Origin of the sequence: Paenibacillus sabinae T27, from assembly GCF_000612505.1 — a bacterium.
Taxonomy (GTDB): Bacteria; Bacillota; Bacilli; order Paenibacillales; family Paenibacillaceae; genus Paenibacillus_AQ; species Paenibacillus_AQ sabinae.
Genome location: NZ_CP004078.1, coordinates 4,285,872 through 4,310,724, shown reverse-complemented (window position 1 = coordinate 4,310,724; position 24,853 = coordinate 4,285,872). Strand labels below are relative to the sequence as shown.

Genomic DNA, 24,853 nt, shown 5'->3' with positions numbered 1-24,853 from the left:
TTTAATCGTATATTAAGAGAGGGGACATCTTCTTTGTATTTATCCACATAAGAAGATGTCCTTTTCTTTGATGACAGGCCACAGAAATGTGCCGAAAAATATTCGAGGCTCAGCGGTGCTTGTGTTACAATAAATGGGTTACTTTGGAAATGGATTCCTTGGACATTAACCTTCTTCACAGGGATTCATAGGGTATTCTTTGATGTTATAATTAAGGAGAGAACAAAGTGAACCTTTTTCGCAATCAAATCTCGCCCTCGGACGAGACCAACGGCAAAAGCACCCTGGCGCTGCGGACCAATGTATTCTTTTTCAGCACGTTTGTGATCTTTTGTGTCATTATTATCCGTCTTGCCGTACTGCAATTTGTAGAAGGACCGACGCTGACCGAAGTGGAGACGAACCGGGATACGAAAGATGTGCCGCTGGCTGCCATGCGAGGTTCGATCCTCGCCGCCGGAGGCGAGAAGATCGCCTACTCCTCCCCTGTCCAGTCGCTGTACATTACGCTCACCAAGGAATACACCGCCAAAAAGACGGACAAAGATACCCGCATTACGGACTTTACTCCGGAAGCGAAGACCGCTGTCGACAAGCTGGCGACGGATCTGGTGAATAAATTCAATGAACTGGGCGACAAGAGCGGGGAGAAGCTGACGGTGGAACAAGTAAAAGACTCGCTTGACCTAAAGTACAAGAAGTACAACGGCTATACGCCCCGCCGGATCAAGGTGGGACTTTCCGCCAAGGAAGTCGCTTATTTTATGGAGCACAAACATGAATACCCTGGCCTCGAAGTCGTGGAAGAGAACGTGCGGCATTACGACAAGGATACGGTGGCTGTCCAGACGGTCGGGTATATCAAGCTGTTCAAGAATTCCAACAGTCTTCCCATCTACCAGAACGTCCTGAACGCGATGAAGAAGAAGGGGTCGAACTCGGGGCTGATGTACAAAGATGAAGAATTTGTTGGCTTCGATGGGCTTGAGCGGGAGTATCAGCGGGAGCTTCGCGGGCAGAACGGTTATCAGGTGGTCTCCATCAATCCACAGAACATGGCTGAGAAGGTTGAGAAGGTCGTTCCTCCCGTCAAGGGCAATGACATTTGGATGACGATTAATAAAAATATGCAGCTCAAGACGGAGCAGGCGATCACCAATCAATTGAGATGGCTGCATACGCATGCCGTTCAGGGCAAGACGCATCCTGACGCCGTAACCGGCTATGCGGTGGCGATGGAAGTCGATACCGGAAATATCGTGGCCATGGCCAGCATGCCGGATTACGATACGAATGCGTGGACCAGCGGTAGTATTGATACGGATGTTTGGAATAAAATTATGGAGAACTACCAAAATGGCACGATTACTCCAATTGCTTCAGGCAGATCGGGCCATAACTTTGACTCGGCCGTTCTGATGGGTTCCACCGTCAAGCCGCTCAGTGTATTGCTAGGGCTAAATGAAGGACTCTTTAGAATATCACAAGTACACGGATACAGGGATTGCTTATTTTGGCAGAGCAGGCCATGAGACCAGCGTTCGAAACGCATCCGGACATGTCTATGGAGGAATGTATCCTCATCAGGCCATCGAGCATTCCTCCAATGTATTTATGGTGGACATGGTAGGCAAGAGATTATATAACAAATATCATTCAGAAGGCATTGAAGTATGGGATAAATATATGAAGGAGTTTGGCCTTGGTGTCTTTACGGGAGTAGACCTCCCGGGAGAACGCAGAGGGAAAATCAACTACACCAATATTAAAGCTGCGGGCAGTTCCCAGGCGGCGCTCGTCTATGCCTCGTTCGGCCAGCAGGGCGGATATACGGCGCTGCAGCTTGCCCAGTATGCGTCAACATTGGCTAATAAGGGTGAGCGGATCAAGCCGCATCTGGTCAGTAAAATTACGGATTCGAGTGGCAAAGTGGTCAAAACGTTCGGCCGGACGGTATTAAATACCGTTAAAATCAACGATGCGTACTGGAACGAAGTGAAGCGCGGTATGAAGAGCGATGTCAAGGTGTTTGACGGTTTCCCTTACGATTTTGCCCGCAAGACGGGAACCTCACAGCAGGATTATTATGATAAAAGTGGCAAACACACCGTTGACAACGGCGTCTTTATCGCCTACGCTCCGCGCGAGCATCCGAAGCTGGCTGTAGCCGTTGTAATCCCCGAAGGGGGCTTCGGCTCGAACAGCGCCGCGCCGGTCGCACGGAAGATTTTTGACGCTTACGACTGGGAGTACGGCTTGAATGGTGTGCCGAAGAAGAGTCTCCAGCAGAATCAACCGGTTAATATAAACCAATAAAACAGAAAATGGAGGGGTGGCAATGACTGCCAAATACCGCCTGCTTGCTTTGGATATGGATGGGACCTTACTGAATGACGAACAATTGATTACACCGGAGACGGTAAAATGGATTCACAAGGCGGTCGACGCGGGCATCCATGTGTGCTTGTCCACCGGACGCTCTTTCGACTCTGCGTATCCTTACGCCGAGCAGCTTGGACTCAAGACACCGATGGTGACGGTGAACGGCAGCGAAGTGTGGCGGGCGCCGCATGAGCTGTACCGCCGTTCGCTGATGGACCCGCAGCTCGTCAAACAAATGCACGCGATCGCGGCGAAGGCCGGCATCTGGTATTGGGCGTATGCCGTCGATGGCGTGTATAACAAGGAAAGCTGGGACGGCGATATCGACGGGCGGGAGTGGCTGAAGTTCGGCTATCATACGGAAGATAACGAGATCCGCCATCAGGTGCTGCTGAAGCTGCAGGACATGGGCGGTCTGGAGATCACCAACTCCTCGCCTTACAATCTTGAGATCAATCCGCTCGGTGTGAATAAAGCAGCCGGAATCAAGGAAGTGTGCGGCCTGCTGGGCATCAAGATGGAGGAAGTCGTCGCGGTCGGCGACAGCTTGAACGATCTGGCGGCGATTCAGCAGGCAGGCCTTGGCGTTGCGATGGGCAATGCCCAGGATACGGTCAAGGAGGAAGCCGACGCGGTGACTTCGTCGAACAACGAAGATGGAATTGCCGAGGTCATCCGCCGTTTTATTCTGCTGGATGAAGCGGCTGCCTCCCAGCACAGATCTTAACCTAACGCAAGGGCCTGCTCATGAATGCAAGCCTGACAACTAAACACAGGAGGGACCAAGCTTGACTATTCTCGGTTGGATTCTGATTATCGCACTCTTTGCCGTCGGCTTGGCCGGAGCCGTCTATCCGATTTTGCCGGGAGCCTTGGCGATTTACTTTGCCTTCTTCGTCTATGGCTGGTTCTTCGGCTTCGCGCCGTTCGGACCGTTGTTCTGGATCATCCAGACGCTGATCGTCGCCGCGCTGTTCATTGCGGACTATGTCGTGGGGGCATGGGGCGTCAAAAAATTCGGCGGCTCCCGCGCCTCCGTGATCGGCAGCACCATCGGCCTGATCGCGGGACCGTTCGTGATCCCGGCGTTCGGCCTCATTATCGGGCCGCTTCTTGGAGCATTTATCGGCGAGATGATCGCCGGATCGAATCCGGGCAAAGCGCTAAAGGTCAGCGCTGGCTCCATGCTCGGGCTGTTCAGCAGCACCGTGGTTAAAGTCGTGCTTCAAATCGTTATGGTGATCCTCTTCTTTATTTGGATCGGCCGGTATTAAATTCACTGCAAAGTAGGGGAAACAGGTTGTCTAAGAAGGATTCTTTTGTCAAAGGCACAATTATACTCGCCGCCGCCGCGCTGGTAGCGCGCGTGCTTGGCATTTTTCAGCGGGTTCCACTGGAGCATTTATTCAATGAAGTAGGGGATGTGGCCTTTACGCAGGCCAACAATGTGTATCTGATGCTGCTGACGCTCGCCACGGCGGGCATTCCCAGCACGCTTAGCAAAATGGTCTCAGAGCGCTACGCCCTGAACCGTCCGGATGAAGCGCGCCAGGTGTACCGGGCCGCGCTTATTTTTGGCGCCGTTGCCGGCGTGATCATCTCTGCGGTGCTGTACATATCCGCTCCGCTGTTCGCAAAGCATGCGGGCGTTCCGGAGAGCACGCTTGCGATCCGGGCGATCGCTCCCGCGCTGCTGCTGTTCCCCACCATCGCAATGATGCGCGGGTACTCGCAGGGCCGTAACAATATGATGGCCAACGGAATCTCGCAAATTGTGGAGCAGATTGCCCGCGTGTTTACGGCTATCCTCTTAGCGTATTTCCTGCTTCATCAAGGGTACGGTAACCCGGTTATGGCGGCGGGAGCCTCGTTTGGCAGCGTGTTCGGGAGCGTCGGAGCTTTCGCCATCATGCTGTATGCCGCAATCAAGATGAAGCGGAGCGACAAGCAAAGCGGCATCCAGGCTTCCTCCGAAGCCAAGCTGCCGCTGCTCGGGATTTATAAAGATATTTTCAGCTTGTCCATCCCGATCATTCTGTCTTCCATGACGATTCAAGCCGTCTATTTCATTGACACTTCCCTGGTTGTCCCGCTCATCAGCGGGCAGGTGGGCGCCTTTGAAGCGAAGCGACTGCTTGGTATTCTCGGACTGAAGGCGCAGAGTATTGCGGGCATTCCGCCGATACTTGCGATCGCCCTCAGCACCTCCCTGATTCCGGTCATTTCAGCAGCCTATGCCCGCCGGGACGAAGACCACCTGAAGCGGCAGATTACACTCGCCATGCGCATCGCCATCCTGACCGGTACGCCGATCGTGCTGTCGCTTGTCGTCGCGGCCTACTCGGTGAACGGCCTGCTCTTCAGCAGCACCTCCGGCAGCGGCATCATCGCCCTGCTGACGCTGGGCACGATTTTTCAGATTACGATGACCACCTCGAACTCCATCCTGCTCGGCATGGGCAAATCGCGCATCTCCATGTTCTACGTGTTGGCAGGGGTTATCGTCAAGCTGGCGGCAAGCATTCTGCTGAGCCAGTTCATGGGCATTTACGGCATCATTATCGCTACGGCGCTCTGTTTTATCGTAATCACCGCCCTCAACTTGCGGCTGCTTCGGACCATTGTGCCGTTCGAGATCATGGGCAAGCGCTGGAGAGGATATCTGCTGGCTGTGCTCGTATCGGGGGCCGCAGGGTACGGTCTGAACGAGGCCGGTATCGCCCTCTCCGGAATGATGCCTGCGCGGCTGGCTTATTTGATTGCCTGTCTGGCCGCAGGAGCGGCGGTTGTCATTCTTTATCTCGTTATGCTGATTGTGCTGGGCGTATTAAGCGCGCAGGAACTTGCAAGCTATCCGCGTCCGGTGCGCAGGCTGCTGAATCCGCTCATGAAGCTGCAGCCCTCCCGCGTGCGGGAAAGAGAATAAGGGCATTTGACTTCCGCTGCGCATTTTGCTTCACTTAAAGAGTAAGAAGAGATTATTGCCATATTAGAAAGGGACGGTGTAAGTAATGGACAAAATCAGCTCTGCGGCCGAATTTCAGGAGGCCATCCAATCTCCAAGACTGACCGTGGCCGTATTCAAGGCAGACTGGTGCGGAGATTGTAAATTTATCAATCCGTTTATTCCCGAGGTAGAGCGGAATTTCGCAGATAAACTGACGCTGGTTGAGGTGGACGTCGATGCGGTTGGCGATGTCAGCCAGGAACAGAATATACTCGGCATCCCCAGCTTTGTCGCTTATTCGGAGGGAAAAGAATTGGTCCGGTTCGTCAACAAGCTACGCAAGTCGAGACAGGAAATTGAAGATTTCCTGAACCGGGCGTCCGAGGTGTACCAGACCATTCACAAGTAATGCGATTCGCCGCTTTCGCAAAGGTTCGTGCGGAGGCGGCTTTTTTTCAAATATAAGAATTTTTAGCTGAGCGCTTATCATTTGGTCTTATATTTTTACGAGAAACGTACTTATCGGTTATAATGGAAACGCATAACTTTTTGTCGCGATAGACCCGGAAGCTATAAAATTCCATAAGACAGCGGGTGATCGGATTGACGGCGAAACAGTTGAAATGGCTTGGATACATAACCTGTCTCATTATGTTTCTCGCCCTGCTTGGCGGTGCGGTGGTCACGAAAACGGGGTCCGGACTTGAATGCGGCAATGAATGGCCGCTGTGCAACGGCAAGCTGGTACCGGCTTATACGCTCGGACAGATGATTGAGTGGAGCCACCGGCTGCTGAGCGGTCTGGCGGGCTTGTTCTCGTTGGCTTCGGCGCTGGCCTTCCGGCGCTATGCCCGGGACCGCCGAGATTTGCAGGCGTATGCCTTCTTGACGCTGCTCTTCGTCGTCATCCAGGCGGCCATGGGCGCTTTGGCGGTCGTCCGGCCCCAATCCGCTGCCGTGATGGCGCTGCATATGGGCTTCTCGCTGATCGCCTTCGCCAGCTCCCTGATGCTGGCTCTCGGCGCGGGAAGAAGTCCCTCTGCCGAAGTGCCCGGCGGCCTTCCGCCGCTTGCCGGAGGCTTCCGCCTGCTAACCTGGGCAACCGCCGTTTATTCGTATATCGTCGTCTACATCGGCGCTTATGTGAGTCATACCGATTCACAAGGAGGCTGCTCAGGCTGGCCATTGTGCAACGGAGAAGTGATTCCGGAGCTTTCCGGAGGAGTCGCCATTATGTTCTTTCACCGGGTCGCGGCGCTGCTTCTGTTTCTTCTCGTGGCGGCGCTCGGGCATCTAGCGTTCTGGCGCTATGGCAATTACCCCGAGTTCAAGAAGCTCGGCATCGCCGCCGTTATTTTGTGCGTGCTGCAGATTTTTAGCGGAGCGGGCGTCGTGTTCACGCTGGATAACGAGCAGTGGTACCTGTTCGCCGCATTGGCACACATTGTATTGATCTCCGGTCTGTTCGGTGTACTGTGCTATTTGAGTGTACGCGTCTGGCAGCTTGGCCGGTTAAAAAATGAGACGGCTTCAGATCAAATCAGCCGTTCTGGATAGAGTTGTTTGGAGGAGGAACAATATATTGGGATACAGCAATTTACGTCAATGGATAGAGCAACTGCGGAAGGATAAAGATCTTGCCGTTATTGAAGCGCCGGTCGATCCTTATCTGGAACTGGCGGAGATTCACCGCCGCGTCATCCAGGAAGAGGGGCCGGCGCTGTTGTTTACGAATGTAAAAGGAACTCCTTTCCCAGTAGTGACCAACCTGTTCGGCACGGTCCGCCGGGTAGATCAAGCATTTGGCCCCCGTCCCGAGGAACTGATGAAGTCGCTGATGGGCGCGGTGGAAACGCTGCTGCCCCCTACAGTGACCGGCGTCTGGAAGGAAAAAGGGCTGCTCTTTGACCTGCTTAAGGTCGGCATTAAGAATGTGCCGCAGGGAGACGCGCCCATCCTGAACGTCTGCCGGAGCACCGATCCCTTGAAGGGATTGCCGCGAGTCACAAGCTGGCAGGAGGATGGCGGCCCGTTCGTCACGCTGCCGCTTGTGTACACCGAAAGCCCTTCCAATCCCAAAGACCATAATCTCGGGATGTACCGGATTCAAATCTATGATGATCAAACGACAGGCGTGCACTGGCAGATTCATAAGGGCGGAGGCTTTCATCACTTTGAGGCTGAGCAGCGGAACGAAGCGCTGCCGGTTTCCGTCTTCATCGGCGGTCCGCCGGCCCTGATCGCCACAGCCATCGCTCCTGTGCCGGAGCGCATGCCGGAGCTGCTGCTGGCTTCCATGGTGCTGGGCGGCCGTCTGCCGATGGTCAAAGATCCGATGGGCGGCCACCGGATGCCGGCGGAGGCGGAATTTGTCATCCGCGGATTGGTTCCGCCGCATGAGCGCAGACCGGAAGGCCCGTTCGGGGACCACTACGGCTACTACTCGCTGAAGCATGACTTCCCGGTGATGAATGTGCAGCGCATGTGGCACCGCAAGGATGCCATTTATCCGGCGACCATCGTCGGCAAGCCAAGGCAGGAGGATTATTACCTCGGTGATTTCCTCCAGCGGCTGCTGTCTCCGGCTTATCCGCTCGTCATGCCGTCCGTCCACTCCCTGTGGGCGTACTCGGAGTCGGGCTCCCATACGCTGGCGTCCGCCGTCGTGCGGGAGAGCTATTCCCGCGAAGCGCTCGTATCGGCGTTCCGCATCCTGGGCGAGGGGCAGCTGTCGTTGACCAAGTTCCTGATTCTGACGAACGAGCTCGTGGATCTGGCCGATTTCCCGAAGCTGCTGGAAACGGTGCTGGAGCGGTTCAATCCGGCGGTCGATTTGTTTATTTTCAACAAAACCTCGCATGACACGCTCGATTACACCGGCCAGCGAATGAATCACGGCAGCAAAGGCGTCCTGATGGGCATCGGCAGCAAGGTGCGCGAGCTTCCGCGAAGCTACGAGGAGGGCAACCTTCCGGGCATTCACTCGGCGCTGCCTTACTGCGGCGGCTGCCTTGTCGTATCAGGCCCGTCCTATACGGAGGATCCGGAGCTGCCGCAGCGCCTCGTAGGCGCGCTTCGGGAGAAGAATACCTCCTGGCCGCTCGTTATTCTGGTCGACAATGCCGCCGAAACGGTGAAGTCGCAAACCTCGTTCCTGTGGACGGTATTCACCCGCTTTAATCCGGCGACCGATATTTTTGCCGAAGCATCGGTTAAAAATCATCACATCGCCTACGAGCTTCCGGTCGTCATTGACGCCCGCATGAAGCCGGGGTACCCGGACGAGCTGTTACCGCGCGAGGATATCGTGGAATTGGTCGACCGCAACTGGAAGAACTATTTCCCTAAACAAGCTTTTTAATGATACTTCCCGTGCCGAATGCATAAGGAGGATGGATATGCTGCGGATATTGCTGGGGGAGCCTCCCCGTGAAAACACCGGCGTGCTGGCCGATGCCATGGACAAAATGGCGGAAATGGCGTCCATGCTGCGCTCGGAAATGAATGACAACGAGGACCGGGACCATGAGTACCGGAAGCTGGAAATCTGGATTCGCGGGCTGATCTCCTCGCTGGATGAGCTTGAGCAGAGCCTGTTCGCTGCTAGCTTTTTCCGCAAATCGGTGAAGGCGGGCTATATGGACGATATGTCCGTCAGCGAACAGGGGGATTACGCGCGCTATGTCTATTTTTACAAAAACGGCTTCATCCGCGTCTTCTCCCTGCTCGACAAGCTGGGAACGGTGCTGAACACGCTGTACGACCTGAATACGGTCAGGGTTAAAGCGCATTTTTCCTACTTTACCGTGCTCCGGCGATTCCGTTCCACCAAGAAGCATAGAGAATTGTCGGGCCGGCTGGATGAGATCAAGGAATCGTACCGCGATCCGATGCAGAAGCTGCGGAACCGACGCAACGCCGAGATTCATTATATGAATTCCGAAATGCAGGATGACTTGTGGCAGCGGCATCAGGGCCTGCACGACAAAATTCGGCTTGAGGATCTCGACGAGCATTTGGAGGATTTGCGTCAGGGGATGGAAATGGTATGCAAAACCCTGGTCGAAGTCTTCACGTACAGCAACGAGCTGCTCGGCAAGAGTCTGGAAAAATCAAGAGATAGTAAACGATAATCTTTAAAAAATCTTTGACAAAGCATGTAAAAGATTTTATACTAAGGCATGAAAATTTCATATCCAATCTTATCGAGAGTGGCGGAGGGACAGGCCCGATGAAGCCCGGCAACCGATTGATGCGCGGTGTATACATACGTCCCCAAGCATCAGTGTCATGGTGCTAATTCCTACATGGCGTGGCATGTTCACGGCTTTGTGCAGATGAGAAGGCATGGTCTTTTACAGTTAAGAGAGCCTCCCGCGGTCTGCACGGATTGTCGGGGGGCTTTTTGGATAGATTTTTGATTTGTGGTTTATGGGGCATGGGGAGGATAGAAAGTGATAGAGTTAAAAGGCTTGACCAAAGTGTACGGAAAAGGCGGCACCGCCGCCACAGCGCTCTCGGGCGTGAATCTTCATATTGAAAAAGGGGAAATCTTCGGGGTAATCGGCCACTCCGGCGCGGGCAAAAGCACCCTGATCCGCTGCATTAATCTGCTGGAGCGTCCGACGAAAGGCGAAGTGTGGGTCGACGGCACCGAGCTGACCCGGCTGGGCAAAAACCAGCTGCAGGAGCGCCGGCGGAAGATCGGCATGATTTATCAGCATTTCAACCTGCTCTCGTCGGCGACGGTGTATGACAATATCGCCTTTCCGCTCCGGCTGGTGCACACACCAAAGGCCGAGGTCGACCGGAAGGTGAATGAGCTGCTCGCGCTTGTGGGCCTCACCGAACACCGGAGCAAATACCCTGCTCAGCTGTCGGGCGGGCAGAAGCAGCGGGTAGGCATCGCCCGGGCGCTGGCGAGCGATCCGGACGTGCTGCTGTGCGACGAGGCCACATCGGCGCTTGATCCGCAGACGACCGATTCGATCCTAAGACTGCTGCTTCACATCAACAAGCAGTTCAATCTGACGATTGTGCTGATTACGCATGAAATGCATGTCATTCAGAGCATTTGCGACCGGGTGGCCGTGATTCACGGCGGGGGCATCGTCGAGCAAGGGCGGGTGGCCGATGTGTTCCTGAAGCCAAGGCATGGGGTGACGAAGGAGTTCATCCAAAGCGAAGCCCATGACGACAGTCCGCTCCTTGCGGCGCTGCAGGCTCCGCATCCCGACGGGACGACGGCGGTCAAGATTACGTTCCTTGGGGAAAAGACGTACGAATCGACGCTGTCGCGCGTAGCCAGCGGTACCGGAGTGAACTTCGCTATCCTGCAAGGAACCATCTCCACCATTAAAGATATTCCGTACGGCCAGCTCGTTGTCCGCTTCGAAGGAGACGCCACAGCCATCGGCAGAACAATCTCCGAGCTGACCGCGCAGGGACTTGATGTGGAGGTGCTGTCATGATATTCGGTCTTGATTTTTCAGCCGTTGACTGGGATGAGATGATTACCGGTACGGTGGATACCTTAAAAATGCTGGGCAGTTCCGCGATTTTTACAATAATCCTTGGTTTACCGCTCGGAATTGTGTTATATTTATGGGGGAGATCACAGCTTCCTTTTGTAAAAGGCTTATACGCGGTTATTTCCTTCATTGTTAATATTCTGCGCTCGGTGCCGTTTATTATTCTGGTCATTGCGCTGATCCCGTTCAGCCGGGCCGTGGTCGGTACGTCCATCGGGGTTCTGGGAACCATACCGCCGCTGGTCATCGGAGCCGCGCCGTTCTTCGCCCGTCTGGTGGAAACGTCGCTGCGTGAGGTGGACCGTGGCGTGATTGAAGCGGCGCAGGGGATGGGAGCTTCGACTACCCAGATCGTGATGCGCGTGCTGCTGCCGGAAGCCCGTCCGGGCCTGCTTGCCGGGATTACGATTACCGTTGTTACGCTGGTGTCGTACACAGCCATGTCAGGCATGGTCGGCGGCGGGGGACTTGGGGATTTGGCGATCCGCTACGGCTATCAGCGTTATGAGAAGGAAGTCATGATTGTCTCGATTATTCTGCTTGTTGTGCTGGTGCAGTTCCTGCAGATGGCGGGCGACCGGCTGGTAAGACATTTCACACGAAAATAAGGCCTATTTATATAAAAATACCTTATTGAGGCGAGGGCGCCTTCCGCTTCCGATGGAAGCAGAGGCTTTCGCCGAAACCGGCGGAGCTGGCGGTTGGGGAACCTTACAAGCCTCCGTTAACACACATACACTTTCAGAGGGGGATTTATCAAATGAAAAAAATGCTGTTGACCTTGTTCAGCCTGACGCTGATTATGGTGCTGGCTGCCTGCGGCGCTGACAATGGAGGAAACAAAGCCTCCAACGTTGCCGCCTCCAGTGCGCCTGCTGCCGGAGCTTCGGCTGCTCCAAGCGCAGAACCTGTCACACTAGTTGTCGGAGCTTCTCCGATTCCGCACGCAGAAATTTTGAAGGCTATCGCACCGCAGCTTGAAGCGCAGGGCATCAAGCTTGAAATCAAGGAATTCACTGATTACGTTCAGCCGAACGTGCAGCTGGCCGAAGGCCAACTGGACGCGAACTTCTTCCAGCACAAGCCTTACCTGGACGACCAGAATCAAAAGAACGGCTGGAATTTGACTTCCGTCGCCGCTGTCCATGTTGAACCTTTTGGCGCGTACTCCAAAAAAATCAAATCGATCGACGAACTGAAAGACGGCGCGAAAGTGGCCATCCCTAACGATGCCACCAACGGCGGCCGCGCGCTGATTCTGCTGGCGAAGAACGGTCTGATCACGCTGAAGGACCCTAACAATATTGCGTCTACCAAATCGGATATCACGGAAAATAAAAAGAATCTCAAAATCATCGAGCTGGAAGCCGCTAACCTGCCGCGTCAGCTGGATGAAGTCGACCTCGCGCTGATCAACGCCAACTACGCGCTGGAAGCGGGACTCGTTCCGACGAAGGACGCCCTGTTCATCGAGAGCGGAGATTCTCCATATGCGAACCTGCTTGTAGTCCGTCCGGACGACAAGGAGAAAGACGCCATCAAGAAGCTGGCAGCCGCGCTGACTTCCCCGGAAGCGAAGAAATTTATTGAAGACAAGTACCAAGGCTCCATCATCCCGGCGTTCTAATTGACTGCAAGCTAAAAACCAATCCCGTACTGCCTGTTTAAAGGGCGTGCGGGATTTTTTTGTGGAGATCACGGGTTCGGGTTCAGCTAAGAGACAAGGTTGTGGCGAAAGATAAAATTTAATATAATTGACCGATAGATTAGGCGCAAAAATAAGCACAAAAAAATCCCGGCGTTTGCCATAGGGCAAAGCACCGGGACGGTGTGTACGCGAAAATTAGAATACTTGAACGACTTCCTCGACACCTTCAACTTCTTCGATCAGAGCACGTTCAATTCCGGCTTTCAGCGTAATGGTGGAGCTTGGGCAGCTGCCGCAGGCACCCATCAATTTCAGTTTAACAATACCGTCCTCAACGTCGATGAGCTCAACGTCGCCGCCATCGCGCTGCAGGAACGGACGCAGTTTATCAAGAACTTCAAGCACTTCATCGTACATGCTAGTGCTTTGTGTATTCTCACTCATTTCTCAATCACTCCTTTCGTACGTATATTATAGTACAAATACTTAAAAAATAAAACGGTTAGTAAGGGCCAAGGAGATCAACATGAGACCAATTATTGAATTTTGTGTCAGCAACCTGGGACATGGCACCGAAGCGCTTAAGAATAAATTGGAGCAGAATCCGGGTTACGATGTCATCGAATACACCTGCCTGGGCAACTGCAACCAATGCCGCTTCGAGCCGTTCGCGATGGTAAACGGAGAAGTCGTCGCCGCCGATTCGCCCGAAGAGCTGGAAGCCGCCATTGATTCCAAGATCAAGGAACTGGAAGCCTGGGACAATCTTGAAATCGACTAAGCGGGCTTTAGCCGAAATGACGCTTGGACATCCACAGCACACCGCTCTTCAGAATGCGGGGGACCCGGCCCATCACGGAACGGCTGCCGAGCAGGCCGAAACCCTCGGTTTTACCCAGGGAACCGAGCGTTCCCTTCAGCTTGATTTTATGCAGTCTCGGCTTCTCGTTTCGCCACAGGGCCCGCAAGACCTGCCCGATCTGCTCGCCCTGGGCACCCGCCGCCTGGGCGCTGGGCGCATACGGCAGGCTGGCGCAGTCGCCGATCACATAAACTTCCGGATACTCCGGGATATTATAGTATTGGCCGAGAAGCACCCTTCCGCCGCGGTCTTTGGCCACATTGAGGTTCTGTACGACCTGGGCAGGCTGAATGCCGCCGGTCCAGACCGTAACGTCCGAAGCGATTGCCTGTGAGCCGTTGAAGACCGCATCCTTCTCAATGTGGGAGACCGAAATCCGGCTGAGCGTCTGCACCTGATGCTCGCTGAACCATTCCTCGACGTACTCAGACAGCTTGGCCGGAAAAGCGGACAGCACACGATCGCCCCGGTCGAGAATAGAGATATTCAGATCGGGCCGGCTTTCGCGCAGCTCGGCGGCAAGCTCGACGCCGCTCAGGCCGCCGCCCACAATGTTGATGGTGCCATAGGGCTTCACATCGTTCAGGCGGCGGTAGGTCTCTCGGGTGCCAGGCAGCGTCTGTATGCTGCATGTATGCTCCACGGCGCCGGGAATGCCGTGATAATTATCGGTGCAGCCGAGGGCGATGGCCAGGATATCGTAAGGGACAGGCTCGCCGTCTGCCATAAGGACGAGCCGGCTCTCCAGATCAATGGAGCCGACTTCGCCGTACTTGGTTGAGAGCCTGGGGTGAACGGGAAAGGCGATGCGAAGATCATAATCAGAAACCGTACCGGCGGCAAGCGCATAATATTCCGTCTTGATGCCCTGGAAGGGCATCCGGTCGATCAGGACGATTTCCACGTCGCTGGGGAGATGATGGTTAAGCAAATCCTGGATCAGTGCGAGGCCGCCATAGCCGCCCCCGAGAACAAGCAGTTTCTTCATGCAGTGCGCCCTTCCTTTCCGCTGTGAAATGGGTTGGCTATTCGTATACCTTGATTTCGTTGTAGAAGGTGTCGCGCTCAACGGGGATTTTGCCTGCGCCCTTCACGAGCCAGATCAGTTCTTCGCGTGTAAGACCTTCTGGTGTCAGTGCACCGGCGGAATGGCTGATTCGTTCCTTCAGAATCGTTCCGTGCACGTCGGAAGCGCCGAAGCTCAGCGAGACCTGGGTCAGCTGCGGCCCTATATTAATGAAGTAAGCTTTGATGTGATCGATATTGTCGATCATCAGCCGGCTGATAGCGATCGTCTTGAGATCCTCGTACGCGGAGTTTCGTCGCATAATGCCGGCATTCTTGCTCTTGGGCTGCATCGACAGCGGAATGAACACCATGAAGCCGTTCGTTTCGTCCTGAAGCTCGCGGATTTGCAGCATGTGCCGGACGCGGTCCTCGTGGGACTCGATGGAGCCGTACAGCATGGTCGTATGGGTCCGCATACCGAGCTTGTGCGCCTGCCGGTGCACCTCCAGATATTGTTCGACATTCGCTTTGTCGACGTGCATTTTTTGGCGGTATTGGTCGGACAGAATTTCCGCTCCTCCGCCTGTAAGGGTCTTAAGACCCGCCGCCTGCAAGCGTTCCAGCACTTCGCGGATGCTCAGACCGCTGATCCGGGTGAAGAAATCGATCTCCGCCGCCGTATAAGCCTTTAAGGTCACATCAGGAAAACGGTCATGCAGCGCCTGAAGCGAATCAACATAGTACTGGAAAGGGACGTTTGCGTTGTGCCCGCCCACAATATGGAACTCGCGCACGCCGGGGTGGATATGCTGCTCCACGTAGGAGATCATTTCCTCGCCGGAGAGGGTATAGGCACCTTCTTCGCCCTCATCCTTGCGGAAGTTGCAGAACGCGCAGCGCGATTCGCATACATTGGTGAAGTACAGGCTCATATTTTCGATAAAATACACCTTGTTTCTGTTCTTCCGAAGGTTAACCTCGTTAGCGAGCTGACCGATCGTCAGCAAGTCGTTGCTATCATATAAATAAACGCCATCCTCAAGGGTCAATCGCTCGCCGGCGTGAACCTTTTCAATAATATCCGCCATTCTGGCATCGGTGTGGGGCGTAATAAGAGTAGACATTATGATTCCTCCTAGTAAGGTTTGAGATCAGAGGCTCAGCCAGCATGGGCAAACGATAGCGAGTGCGGCCTACCAATAAGAAAACACCCCGTTGTTTCTCACCTAGAGAAAAACGACGCAGATGTTTTCAAGAACAACATATCGAAGCGGCAGCAATTTCATTTTCTATGGAGTCATAGGCCGCGCGTGACAAAATTTCGAATTTTGCATAGTGCTTTTTCCTATTATAAACCTCTCTTGAAAGGTGAGCAACCGCCCGGAACCGTTCTTGTCCCCTCATCTGCGGCTTGTGGAGCGGGGTGGAGTGAAGTATACTTTATTTTATATAGACAATAACTTTTGGCCAAGCACGGCCGATCCCATATATTTAGAAGGAGGCTGGAAACCATGATTACAATCAGCGATACGGCTGCGGAGCAGCTGAAGACCATGCGCGACTCGCAGGAGATCCCGAACATGTTCCTTCGCCTTGGCGTAACCGCCGGAGGATGCAGCGGATTTTCGTACGCGATGGGCTTTGACGACAACGAAACCGATCAGGACGTCTACATGGATGTGAAGGGCCTCAAGGTCGTCATGGAAAAAGACAGCCTGCGCCTGCTCGACGGCCTCGAAATCGACTTCGAGGAATCCGGAATGTCCGGCGGCTTCACGATCAACAACCCGAACGCCACCGCCACGTGCGGCTGCGGACACAGCTTCAGAACGGCGACGGATGCGGGGAAACCTAGCGAGGAGCCTTGCTGAGGTAGTTAAGAAACAGCAGAATATTTGAGTTCCGAAAGCAGCGGAGACTTTGAGGCAACAAGCCTTGGAGTCTCTTTTTTTAAATACAAGGTCTTTTATAAGTTTCACGCTTATAAAAGACCTTGTATGTCTACGAGAAACGCACTTTCGTCTTGAAAGACGCCGTCAGGCGTTTCTTCTTGGGTGGGATTCAGGTAGGTGGGATTTACGTAGGTGGACGGGGCCGCCCGAATGGAAGCGGGTGATCCTTCTTTCTTTTTAGGGGGGGAAGTAAATAATGCAGAAAACCTGAAATTCTGCATCTTTTGATCGCCTGAGAATAGCTATGTATAACATGCCTACGGAAATACAGGTTTTTCTCCGCTCCGCCTCAAATTCAGTCAGAACAGTCTCAAATCCCTGTATAATTGCAGGTTATGTTTGAGAAAAAACGTTTTTGATCGAAAAAAGCTGCACTTTAGCTGTTTTGCAATGATGTTGAATTAAAATCATAACCAACCTGACCTGTCCCTTGATGTTAGAGCGATTGCCCTAATTCCTAACTTGGTTTGATGGAGGAATTGCACCAATAGAAAAGCAAAAGCCAGCAAGTCTCCAATAACCGGAAGACTTGTTGGCTTCTTAACTTTTTTAAAATACAAGAATTTATAAGTTTCACGCTTATAACAGACCTTGTATTTCTACGAGAAACGCACTTGCGTCTTGAAAGACGTCGTCAGCCGTTTCTTCTTGTATCCAATATCTTGAAATGAGGTTACACTGGAGGGAGAAATAAATGGAAATCCGACTGGGCATACGCGATGAGCGAACGATCGGGATCCAAATCAACAGATTCGGCAAAGAGGACATTCTGAAGATAAAATCGATCCCCGGTAGGAAGTGGGTACCTGACGAAGGCATTTGGACGATCCCTTACACTATCGCTAAAGTCGAACAACTGCTAAATGCTTGCTTCGGCGATGAGGTGAAGGTGGATCAGCGTCTGGTGGAGGATAGCCCTTTTATTCAAGAATGGCTGGACAAACAAGTTCAGGCGGTGGCTGCCGCCAAGCGGAGCTCTTATCTATGGAATGAAGAGATGGAACATAGATTTCGGGATGCACTAACTGTCCGCGGATACAGTGGCAAGACCATTCGGGCGTATAGTGCCCATGTAAAGAGATTCTGTGCTTACCATAGGGAGCGAGAGTCTCAAACCGGTGAATCTTGTGTTCAACAGTATGCTCTATCTTTGCTCAAGCGGGCGTACTCCCATGCCTACGTGAACCAGGCGATTAGCGCACTGAAATTCTATTCCAAGCATGTTCTTAACCTGAAAGAGACAGCTTCATATATTCGGCCCAAAAAGGAGAATAAGCTTCCTAATGTGCTATCACTTGATGAGGTGATGATCATTTTAAAGGCCGTGGACAACCTGAAGCATCAAGCTATTCTATATCTGACCTATTCGTCCGGCCTGCGGGTCAGCGAGGTGGTTCGGCTTCGGATTGAGGATTGTGATCATGCCCGTCAAGTGCTGCGTGTGCGTCAAGGGAAGGGAAGAAAAGACCGGATCACTCTATTGTCCGATTCCGCTTACCAACTGGTCCGCAAATATGTTGATCAGGAGAAACCCGAACCTTGGTTATTCCCCGGACAAACTCCCGGCCGACATCTGACTGAACGCTCCGTGCAAAAAGTATTCGAAAAGGCACTCTCCGCCTCCGGTGTGATGAAACAGGTTGGCATCCACGCGCTCCGGCATTCTTTTGCGACCCACCTGCTTGAAAATGGAATTGATCTGCGCTATATCCAGGAACTGCTCGGCCATCAGAGTTCTCGTACGACAGAGCGGTATACCCATGTAAGTGTAAAGGATATCCGGCGGATTCAGAGTCCTCTAGATCGGATGTAGGCACGAATAGGGGGGGAGGTGAATGTTGGGAGAAGATGTCTTGTGGTACATGAAAAAAGAATCCAATGCTGGATTCACGAAGTACAGAGATAACCCGGATTAAAGGGATACATGAAGTTCAGAGATAAGACGTTATCTGAAACCAGCAAGATGGATTTTCTAGTGAATCGAGGGAGAGGAATAATGAAAAACAAGACAATTATCGCAGTCTCTATTTTGACGCTAGTTCTCATTTCTGGAATATTTGGCTTTCTATTAGGTATATCTTTTAAAGGAGAATCAAATCAGAACGACAGTAAAGACCAAAATGGCAATCGATATCAAATGATAAATGTAAACGAAAACAATATCATAATATTTGATCAACAAACCGGTGACTATTGGAGGAGATTCATACCTTCTAATGAAGGGCCTACAGAATGGGAAAAGGAAAAGTCGCCAATAAACAAATAAATAAAGCATGAATAAAGCGATTTTAAGGGTAACTCTTAGAAGTTGCTGGCATCAGATAACAATGTGTTCACGCTTCGGCGGACAAGCCGCCTCGGTCCCGGCATATAAGTCGAAGATGTAGTTGCCGGGACACATCCATTCACCCAACCGCATCGCGGCCGGCCGAGATCGTGCTCGACGCACGACGCTGGCAGCTTAGGGTGAATGGACGTCGTGAACACGGAAACGTTATGTGAAACCCCTTAAAGACATATGAAAACAGTGAGTAGGTGAAACATTGAAGCAAGGGAAATTACTTTTCATATCAACTTTGATCGTTATGGTGTTAATATTTTTACCAGTTAGTAGATATGGAGCAAGTAACCTCTGGGGAATAATTAAACTACAAACAACCGATAAAGACATGATAAAGACAGATGAAAATCAAAATTATGCAACATTCATGGCAAAGAATATAAAGGGCAACGGATATGAAAATCTAAAGGATTATATGAAAGGCAAAGGCTGGAAATACGAAGAACAAATAGGATCAGGATTCAAATTCATTAAAGACAATTACGAGACTACAGTCTCAACACAACAAATAACAAAAAACTATATACAAATTAAGATCAAGACAGAAGTAGACTGACAAGATTAAAGGCGACTTGGAAGCTTACTCGAAGAAGTGAGGGGCATCACATAACACCGTATTCCCGCTTCGGCTCTTACGGAGCCTCGGTCTGCCCGAGGCAATTCGGGGAAGCATATTCAGCAGACAAACCTGCACCGACTAACCGCGTCGCGGCCACCCTATGGGGCTTAAGTCGGTAAGGCGTCGTGAATACAATAACGTTATCTGAAAGATCGGCCCCAATGATGACTTGAAGGTAATTCATTCGCAACATCGTGTTGCTTGAAGTAAATAGAAAATCGCAAACCTCATTGTAACGACATTTCCCAAAATAGAGAGGAGACAAGGAAATAATGAATAACGGCAGTTGGGAAAAAATTTATGTGGAACAAGGGAAAGTACAAATTGATGTTCTAGACTCGGTTGTAGAGGCTGCTAACGTATTCTTAGAAAATAAATGCAAGAAAATTTTAGATTTAGGATGTGGGACAGGACGACATACGTATTATTTGGTAGATAAAGGATTCAATGTACATGCATGTGATATCTCAGAAACAGGAATAGAAATAACTAAGGAATTATTAGAACGATCAGAGAAATCTAATGCGGAATATAGTATACAGAATATGTACTCAATGACATTAGAAGATAATATATTTGATGGAGTATTATGTATTTGGGTTCAAGGTCATGGTGTTCGGGAAGAAATTCAAAAAGGAATCAATGAGATATATCGAATACTTAAAAATGATGGAATAGTTGTAACGGATTTTGTAACTACAGAAGATCCAAGTTATGGGATTGGCGATGAAATTGCACCGAACACATTTTTAGGAGGAAGACCAGGAGAAGAGAATATACCACATTACTATACGACACGCGAAGAGTTGTGTGGGATGTTTCGCAAGTTTAGTGATGTTGTATTAAAGGACAAAGTATATGAATTTAAGGATACATATGGAAATAAACATAGAATAGTAGCGATCCTTGTGACAGCAAGAAAATAGAAAAACTATATAAAACTCAATAAATATTGGAGACTTACAATACAATAAAGATTATGTGGGTCGACGTCCTGTCTCAATTCGAGGAAGTGGGGCCGATCCATCAGATAACACCGCATTCCCGCGGCGGGCCTTACGGCCCTTGGTCGCCAGAAGTTATAACAGGCAAGCAAATTCAGGCGACAACCCTGCAAGGCTAAGTGGCAAGCCACCCAGTCGCATTCGTCCTTTAAGCCTTTCGGATTCGGGAATGCAACAACGTTATACGAAAACTTGCTAACCCTATTAAAAACCAACAATTTTAGAAGGAGACTTCAAAATGATAAAGCAAGAACAACCACAAAAGTACCACGTGCTGGCTCGAGGAGTCATATTAACCGATAACCATCTTTTAGTTGCCCATTGCATAGGAATGGATAACACATTTTTACCAGGAGGACATGTTGAGTTTCATGAAAGTATTAGAACCTCTTTGTATAGAGAGATAAATGAAGAACTTGGTTTAATAAGTGAAGTCGGGCCGTACATAGGAGCAGTAGAAGCTGAACACGAAGATGAAGGAACATATCATCAAGAGATAAATCATGTTTTTATTACTAAATTAGAAAACGCAGATTATAGAAAGAATCCAGAATCAAAAGAGAGCCATTTAGAATTTTATTGGATACCCATAAATGAGATGGACCGACATAACCTTCTTCCTCAACCAATGAGAAAGATTATTGAAAACTATATAAATGATATTGAAGGGCCCTTTTTCGAAAGTACATTCGAATAGGTTTAGTGAGGTTTTTCGATGAAGAGCAAGTCTTCGTATAACACAACATTCACGCTGCGGGCTACCCCCTTGGTCTGTTGAAGATAATACGGAGAAGTGGATTCAGGCAGACAACTCCTGCGAGGCTAAGTCTTCGACCCAGTCGCTACGCTCCTTTAAGCCTCTCGGGTTCGTGAATACAATAACGTTATAAGAAATCCTTGTTATGAGTAAAACTATAAAGAAGAAGGAAGTGCAAAAATGCAAAAAGCAATAGTAGTCTATTTCTTAACTGAGAAGAAAAATAACTTAGAGGAATTAAATGAATTGTTAAATACCGGATGGAAATTAGTTAGTCAAAGTGCGATGGGTGGCGGTGGTGGTAATAATGCTGTATATTCATTGGTAATTTTAGAAAAATAAAAGATTGGTTATCCATCTATTTTAAATTGATGAACATGAACTAAAGAAAATTGATGTATCAAAAATTTTAGAAGAAGTAAGGCTAATAACGATCGGAGTAATACCTATATTAAAGAAACATTAAGACTAAAGACTATAGAGTATGTAAGGTTCCAGATCTGTGACTGTTTTTACCTCGCGAATGGAATAGAATCATATTTATCAAACAACATAACTTAAAGGGGATGCTTCGAAGACGGAGACATCTTATAACACAGCATTCACGCTGCGGGCTAACGCCCTGGGTCTGCGGAAGAGATTTCAAAGAAGAAATTGGCAGGTAGACAACCCTGCGAGGCTAAGTCTGGCGACCCGCTCGCTGGCGCTCACTTAAGCCTCTCGGGTTCGTGAATGCGGAAACGTTAGAGGAAATGGCTGCAACAATAATAAAAACTAAAACACTTATTCTCGGAGGTTAATTCATGGGAGTCGAATGGTATGACATGATCGCTAGAAGAAATGGCGGATATAAAAGCAATGCTGTATTTACCATTGAGGGAATTTCAGCGGAGCAGATATTTGAAGAAAGACTAATGGGTATGTTACCTAATTTCAATTCAGTCTTAGATGCTGGGTGCGGACATGGGGATTTTACACTAAAGATGTCGAGACATGCTAAATCGATAATAGGATTTGACAACTCAGTTGAAATGATTAAGATTGCTGAGTCAATTTTAGAAGAAAGTAAAGTGAATAATGTAAGAATTGTATGCGCTAGCACCAAGACTGACTTACCTTTTAATGATGAACAATTTGATTTAATTTATGACAGAAGAGGGCCAACATCTATATTAAATCATAGTAGAATACTTTTTTCTGGAGGCACTGTATTCGGAATTCACTCAGGCGCATTGCAAACAGTTAAAAACAGATTAAACAGTAATGGATATATAAACATTGAAATTGAAGAATTTAATAGTGCGATTATCTTTTTCCCTGATGAGATTGAATTTGCTAAGTTTATTTCAGGAATACCCGGAAATCCCGAATATACTACGCCTGAACTAAAGAAGGAATTAGAATTAAGGGTTCAACAGAATATTATAAACGGAAAACTTGGATTGAAAGATTATAAATACATATGGAAAGCCAACAAACCTTAATTTGTAAGTAAGCTCGAAGAAGGTATCCACATCATCTAACACCGTATTCCTGCGGCGGAGCCTGACGGCTCCTTGGTCTGCCCGAGGGAGTTCGAAGAAGTGGAGTCAGGCAGACAACCTTGCGAAGCCAAGTCCGTCGGACCCGCCTGCTAAAGCTGGCTTAGGCTTCTCGGGTTCAGGAATACATGAACGTTAGGTGAAATCACAGCAAATAAAAGGAGATTAAAAATGAGCAACTTCTTAAAACTTTAGCCAGCCGACTTCAACGGTAAGTTGACCGACCAGCTTTCCAGGCGTTCCTGCTTGCTTCGCACTCCTTTCTCATCTTGTCCGCTTCACTCTCCCCTTTCTCGAACACTATGGACGCCCGGCTCAGAAAACCGGCGTTCCACCGGCTAATTATCACGGAACTCATTTCATATTTGGCGGGAATCTCGTTGACCGTCTACTCTTCCTATAAGACCCTCCAGTACTACCTTCGTTTTAAATTGCTTCTTAACCTATGGAATTTTTGTGTCATGTAACATTACGTAATACTTTCATAGAAAGTCACTCTGTAATAAAATTGTTGAATTTACACGTTAAACTCTGATTGTTATTCGGAGTTAGTGACGTATAATGTTGTAATATAACGAAATATATTTAAATATAACGAAACATGCTTAAATGATTATTTATTTAGTTCTTTTGATATAGATAGATATATTATTATATAAGTAAATCGATTAATTGGTTGTGGATGACGGGAAGGAAAAGGGGACTTTATGAAAAATAACAACTATAAACAATTGATGCGATGGATGATTTGCGTTTGGATGATGATTATTTTCATAACCCAGGCTACTGTTCCGGCTTTTGCGGCCTATAATACAAGGCCTCTGAAGATGTATCCGAAATTGGATGAGGTTGAGATTGCAAGCGGACAAAGCAGCAGCTTTGAAATTCACTTGAAATTCTCAAACAATGTAGGCTTTATTGATGAGACACAGGAAGACCGCTATGATATGACCGGTTATAATGCTAAAAACCTGACAAAGTTTCATATGAAAGAAGCAAAGACCGGGAAGGAAATTCCTGTTAAAGTGACGCCTCATCCTCAAGCGCTTAAGCATACCGAAGAATCAAAATACTTCTATGTATATGCGGAAGGACTGGATCCGAAAACCGACTATATTCTGCACATAGATGAGGATTTATACGCCAACATGGGCAACAGCCTTGGATCGCCGTATGAGATTTTATTTAATCTATCTGCTGATCCTCAGGTAGTAAAGTGGGGTCCGACAGTACCGCTTCCTATTAATAATGTCACGATTCCTCCTTTGTATATGACAGATTCGTCCATAAAGAATTCCCAAAAAGGGGTTCCTGTGGACACGGCTATAACGCTGTCCTTTTCCTTTAATGTTTCCGGACCGGAAATGCTGACGTATAATTCCGAATTGTTTTTCCTGTTTGAAGAGGGCACAAAATCAATTCCTATTGAGGTGAAAGCGGGGGAAACGGTCAATGATTTTGTGATTAAGCCTATTCTGCCGCTGAAGGAGGGTACGGAGTACAAGATTGTTGTTGTGAAGGAATTATCGGCGAAAAACGGAAGCACCATGTCAAGCCCGATCAACTTATATTTTAAATCGGTAAAGCCGGGATCGGATGATGATGTGGATCAAGAGGTTGCTGATAACAACTTCACCTACTTTACAGATATCGCAAACTCATGGGCAAGGGATGAAATCAATGCCTTGGCTGATTTGGGGATAATAAATGGATTTGCTGATGGGACATATCATCCGAATGAATATAATTCAAGAGCTGAAATCGCTGCTATCTTAGTGAGAGCTTTTGACTTGGAGAGTAATACTACAATCTCATTTAATGACACCAAGAACCACTGGGCTGAGAATTACATATCTACTGCTGCTGCAAGCGGTATTGTTAAAGGTTTTGATGCAAATAGATTTGTTCCGAACGAAAAGGTAACACGTGAGCAGCTTGTGGTAATGCTGATCCGGGCATCGGGCCTGAATTTGAAAGAAAAGATTCCCTCCAAAGACAACAGTAAGGAAAGCAGCGTCACAACAGAAGTGTATCAGGGCAGCACCGTCACATCAGCAGTGTATCAGGACAGCAGTGCAGCAACGTTGCTTGACTTCATAGACGCGGCTACTGTGTCAGACTGGGCAAAGGATAGTATGGAAATAGCAATTAAAAATGGGATTATTCATGGTTATTCTGATAAAACGTTGGCGCCTCAGGCCAATGTAACCAGAGCAGAAGCATGCAAAATGATCAACACCTTGCTTGGACTTCCATGAGGA

Annotated in this window: 23 protein-coding genes, 1 pseudogene and 1 riboswitch; of the genes and pseudogenes, 21 read left to right on the top strand and 3 right to left on the bottom strand. The window is 49.7% G+C overall.

The genetic code is table 11. The features are described from left to right. Window positions 1-227 precede the first annotated feature (227 nt). From PSAB_RS19780 to PSAB_RS19730, 11 genes and pseudogenes are all read left to right on the top strand, one after another. A pseudogene (locus PSAB_RS19780) lies at window positions 228-2,316 on the top strand (peptidoglycan D,D-transpeptidase FtsI family protein). Window positions 2,317-2,338: 22 nt separating this feature from the next. Next, window positions 2,339-3,109, top strand: a complete 771-nt coding sequence (locus PSAB_RS19775; protein ID WP_025336318.1) for a Cof-type HAD-IIB family hydrolase — start codon at window positions 2,339-2,341, stop codon at window positions 3,107-3,109. Between the two features lie 61 nt (window positions 3,110-3,170). Next, the gene (locus PSAB_RS19770) at window positions 3,171-3,656 is read left to right on the top strand and encodes a DUF456 domain-containing protein (protein ID WP_025336317.1); all 486 of its coding nucleotides are present in this window, start codon (window positions 3,171-3,173) and stop codon (window positions 3,654-3,656) included. Between the two features lie 26 nt (window positions 3,657-3,682). Further along, on the top strand, window positions 3,683-5,308 hold the full coding sequence (locus tag PSAB_RS19765) for a putative polysaccharide biosynthesis protein (protein ID WP_025336316.1): 1,626 nt from the start codon (window positions 3,683-3,685) through the stop codon (window positions 5,306-5,308). 85 nt (window positions 5,309-5,393) lie between these two features. Beyond that, window positions 5,394-5,738 (top strand): thioredoxin family protein, encoded by a 345-nt coding sequence (locus PSAB_RS19760; protein ID WP_025336315.1) that lies wholly within the window; start codon window positions 5,394-5,396, stop codon window positions 5,736-5,738. A gap of 194 nt (window positions 5,739-5,932) precedes the next feature. Then, a complete protein-coding gene (locus tag PSAB_RS19755; protein WP_025336314.1) occupies window positions 5,933-6,886 on the top strand; it encodes a COX15/CtaA family protein in 954 nt (317 codons plus the stop codon). A 25-nt stretch (window positions 6,887-6,911) separates the two neighbouring features. After that, a complete protein-coding gene (locus PSAB_RS19750; protein WP_025336313.1) occupies window positions 6,912-8,690 on the top strand; it encodes a UbiD family decarboxylase in 1,779 nt (592 codons plus the stop codon). Between the two features lie 37 nt (window positions 8,691-8,727). Further along, window positions 8,728-9,462 (top strand): Cthe_2314 family HEPN domain-containing protein, encoded by a 735-nt coding sequence (locus PSAB_RS19745; protein WP_025336312.1) that lies wholly within the window; start codon window positions 8,728-8,730, stop codon window positions 9,460-9,462. Window positions 9,463-9,528: 66 nt separating this feature from the next. Next, a riboswitch (SAM riboswitch) is annotated at window positions 9,529-9,673 on the top strand. Between the two features lie 110 nt (window positions 9,674-9,783). Beyond that, window positions 9,784-10,800 (top strand): methionine ABC transporter ATP-binding protein, encoded by a 1,017-nt coding sequence (locus tag PSAB_RS19740; RefSeq protein ID WP_025336311.1) that lies wholly within the window; start codon window positions 9,784-9,786, stop codon window positions 10,798-10,800. Beyond that, window positions 10,800-11,468, top strand: a complete 669-nt coding sequence (locus PSAB_RS19735; protein WP_025336310.1) for a methionine ABC transporter permease — start codon at window positions 10,800-10,802, stop codon at window positions 11,466-11,468. The genes PSAB_RS19740 and PSAB_RS19735 overlap by 1 nt, the downstream gene beginning before the upstream one ends. 152 nt (window positions 11,469-11,620) lie before the next feature. Continuing rightward, window positions 11,621-12,487 carry a MetQ/NlpA family ABC transporter substrate-binding protein gene (locus tag PSAB_RS19730; RefSeq protein WP_025336309.1) on the top strand — a complete coding sequence of 289 codons (867 nt, stop codon included), beginning with the start codon at window positions 11,621-11,623 and terminating at the stop codon, window positions 12,485-12,487. Between the two features lie 216 nt (window positions 12,488-12,703). Here the strand turns inward: PSAB_RS19730 and PSAB_RS19725 are convergent, their stop codons facing one another. After that, entirely contained in the window at window positions 12,704-12,952 is a 249-nt protein-coding gene (locus tag PSAB_RS19725; protein WP_025336308.1) for a NifU family protein, read from the bottom strand. 82 nt (window positions 12,953-13,034) lie between these two features. On the opposite strand from PSAB_RS19725, the gene PSAB_RS19720 reads away from it, so the two are divergent. Then, window positions 13,035-13,289 (top strand): YuzB family protein, encoded by a 255-nt coding sequence (locus tag PSAB_RS19720; protein ID WP_025336307.1) that lies wholly within the window; start codon window positions 13,035-13,037, stop codon window positions 13,287-13,289. A 7-nt stretch (window positions 13,290-13,296) separates the two neighbouring features. On the opposite strand, the gene PSAB_RS19715 is transcribed toward PSAB_RS19720, so the two are convergent. After that, window positions 13,297-14,358 carry an NAD(P)/FAD-dependent oxidoreductase gene (locus PSAB_RS19715; protein WP_025336306.1) on the bottom strand — a complete coding sequence of 354 codons (1,062 nt, stop codon included), beginning with the start codon at window positions 14,356-14,358 and terminating at the stop codon, window positions 13,297-13,299. Window positions 14,359-14,395: 37 nt separating this feature from the next. After that, window positions 14,396-15,502 (bottom strand): aminofutalosine synthase MqnE, encoded by a 1,107-nt coding sequence (gene mqnE, locus PSAB_RS19710; RefSeq protein ID WP_025336305.1) that lies wholly within the window; start codon window positions 15,500-15,502, stop codon window positions 14,396-14,398. Window positions 15,503-15,889: 387 nt separating this feature from the next. On the opposite strand from mqnE, the gene PSAB_RS19705 reads away from it, so the two are divergent. From PSAB_RS19705 to PSAB_RS19670, 9 genes are all read left to right on the top strand, one after another. Next, window positions 15,890-16,249: a HesB/IscA family protein gene (locus PSAB_RS19705; protein WP_025336304.1), complete on the top strand. Its 360-nt coding sequence runs from the start codon at window positions 15,890-15,892 to the stop codon at window positions 16,247-16,249. A 775-nt stretch (window positions 16,250-17,024) separates the two neighbouring features. After that, entirely contained in the window at window positions 17,025-18,143 is a 1,119-nt protein-coding gene (gene xerA, locus PSAB_RS19700; protein ID WP_025336303.1) for a site-specific tyrosine recombinase/integron integrase, read from the top strand. A 183-nt stretch (window positions 18,144-18,326) separates the two neighbouring features. Continuing rightward, entirely contained in the window at window positions 18,327-18,596 is a 270-nt protein-coding gene (locus PSAB_RS19695) for a hypothetical protein (protein WP_025336302.1), read from the top strand. Window positions 18,597-18,873: 277 nt separating this feature from the next. Continuing rightward, window positions 18,874-19,227, top strand: coding sequence for a hypothetical protein (locus PSAB_RS19690; RefSeq protein ID WP_025336301.1), 354 nt, complete (start codon window positions 18,874-18,876; stop codon window positions 19,225-19,227). 335 nt (window positions 19,228-19,562) lie between these two features. Further along, window positions 19,563-20,216, top strand: coding sequence for a class I SAM-dependent methyltransferase (locus PSAB_RS19685; protein ID WP_025336300.1), 654 nt, complete (start codon window positions 19,563-19,565; stop codon window positions 20,214-20,216). A gap of 316 nt (window positions 20,217-20,532) precedes the next feature. Beyond that, window positions 20,533-20,991, top strand: coding sequence for an NUDIX domain-containing protein (locus PSAB_RS19680; protein WP_025336299.1), 459 nt, complete (start codon window positions 20,533-20,535; stop codon window positions 20,989-20,991). Between the two features lie 240 nt (window positions 20,992-21,231). Continuing rightward, entirely contained in the window at window positions 21,232-21,393 is a 162-nt protein-coding gene (locus tag PSAB_RS25840; RefSeq protein WP_158442605.1) for a hypothetical protein, read from the top strand. Between the two features lie 461 nt (window positions 21,394-21,854). Next, the gene (locus PSAB_RS19675; protein WP_025336298.1) at window positions 21,855-22,535 is read left to right on the top strand and encodes a class I SAM-dependent methyltransferase; all 681 of its coding nucleotides are present in this window, start codon (window positions 21,855-21,857) and stop codon (window positions 22,533-22,535) included. Window positions 22,536-23,299: 764 nt separating this feature from the next. Next, window positions 23,300-24,850 (top strand): S-layer homology domain-containing protein, encoded by a 1,551-nt coding sequence (locus PSAB_RS19670; RefSeq protein ID WP_025336297.1) that lies wholly within the window; start codon window positions 23,300-23,302, stop codon window positions 24,848-24,850. Window positions 24,851-24,853 lie beyond the last annotated feature (3 nt).

Bases quoted from the DNA above. Each gene is read 5' to 3' on its own strand.
- PSAB_RS19775 (WP_025336318.1), top strand. From the start codon at position 2,339: ATGACTGCCAAATACCGCCTGCTTGCTTTGGATATGGATGGGACCTTA.
- PSAB_RS19760 (WP_025336315.1), top strand. From the start codon at position 5,394: ATGGACAAAATCAGCTCTGCGGCCGAATTTCAGGAGGCCATCCAATCT.
- PSAB_RS19745 (WP_025336312.1), top strand. From the start codon at position 8,728: ATGCTGCGGATATTGCTGGGGGAGCCTCCCCGTGAAAACACCGGCGTG.
- PSAB_RS19730 (WP_025336309.1), top strand. From the start codon at position 11,621: ATGAAAAAAATGCTGTTGACCTTGTTCAGCCTGACGCTGATTATGGTG.
- PSAB_RS19725 (WP_025336308.1), bottom strand. From the start codon at position 12,952: ATGAGTGAGAATACACAAAGCACTAGCATGTACGATGAAGTGCTTGAA.
- PSAB_RS19720 (WP_025336307.1), top strand. From the start codon at position 13,035: ATGAGACCAATTATTGAATTTTGTGTCAGCAACCTGGGACATGGCACC.
- PSAB_RS19715 (WP_025336306.1), bottom strand. From the start codon at position 14,358: ATGAAGAAACTGCTTGTTCTCGGGGGCGGCTATGGCGGCCTCGCACTG.
- mqnE (WP_025336305.1), bottom strand. From the start codon at position 15,502: ATGTCTACTCTTATTACGCCCCACACCGATGCCAGAATGGCGGATATT.
- PSAB_RS19705 (WP_025336304.1), top strand. From the start codon at position 15,890: ATGATTACAATCAGCGATACGGCTGCGGAGCAGCTGAAGACCATGCGC.
- xerA (WP_025336303.1), top strand. From the start codon at position 17,025: ATGGAAATCCGACTGGGCATACGCGATGAGCGAACGATCGGGATCCAA.
- PSAB_RS19695 (WP_025336302.1), top strand. From the start codon at position 18,327: ATGAAAAACAAGACAATTATCGCAGTCTCTATTTTGACGCTAGTTCTC.
- PSAB_RS19685 (WP_025336300.1), top strand. From the start codon at position 19,563: ATGAATAACGGCAGTTGGGAAAAAATTTATGTGGAACAAGGGAAAGTA.
- PSAB_RS19680 (WP_025336299.1), top strand. From the start codon at position 20,533: ATGATAAAGCAAGAACAACCACAAAAGTACCACGTGCTGGCTCGAGGA.
- PSAB_RS25840 (WP_158442605.1), top strand. From the start codon at position 21,232: ATGCAAAAAGCAATAGTAGTCTATTTCTTAACTGAGAAGAAAAATAAC.
- PSAB_RS19675 (WP_025336298.1), top strand. From the start codon at position 21,855: ATGGGAGTCGAATGGTATGACATGATCGCTAGAAGAAATGGCGGATAT.
- PSAB_RS19670 (WP_025336297.1), top strand. From the start codon at position 23,300: ATGAAAAATAACAACTATAAACAATTGATGCGATGGATGATTTGCGTT.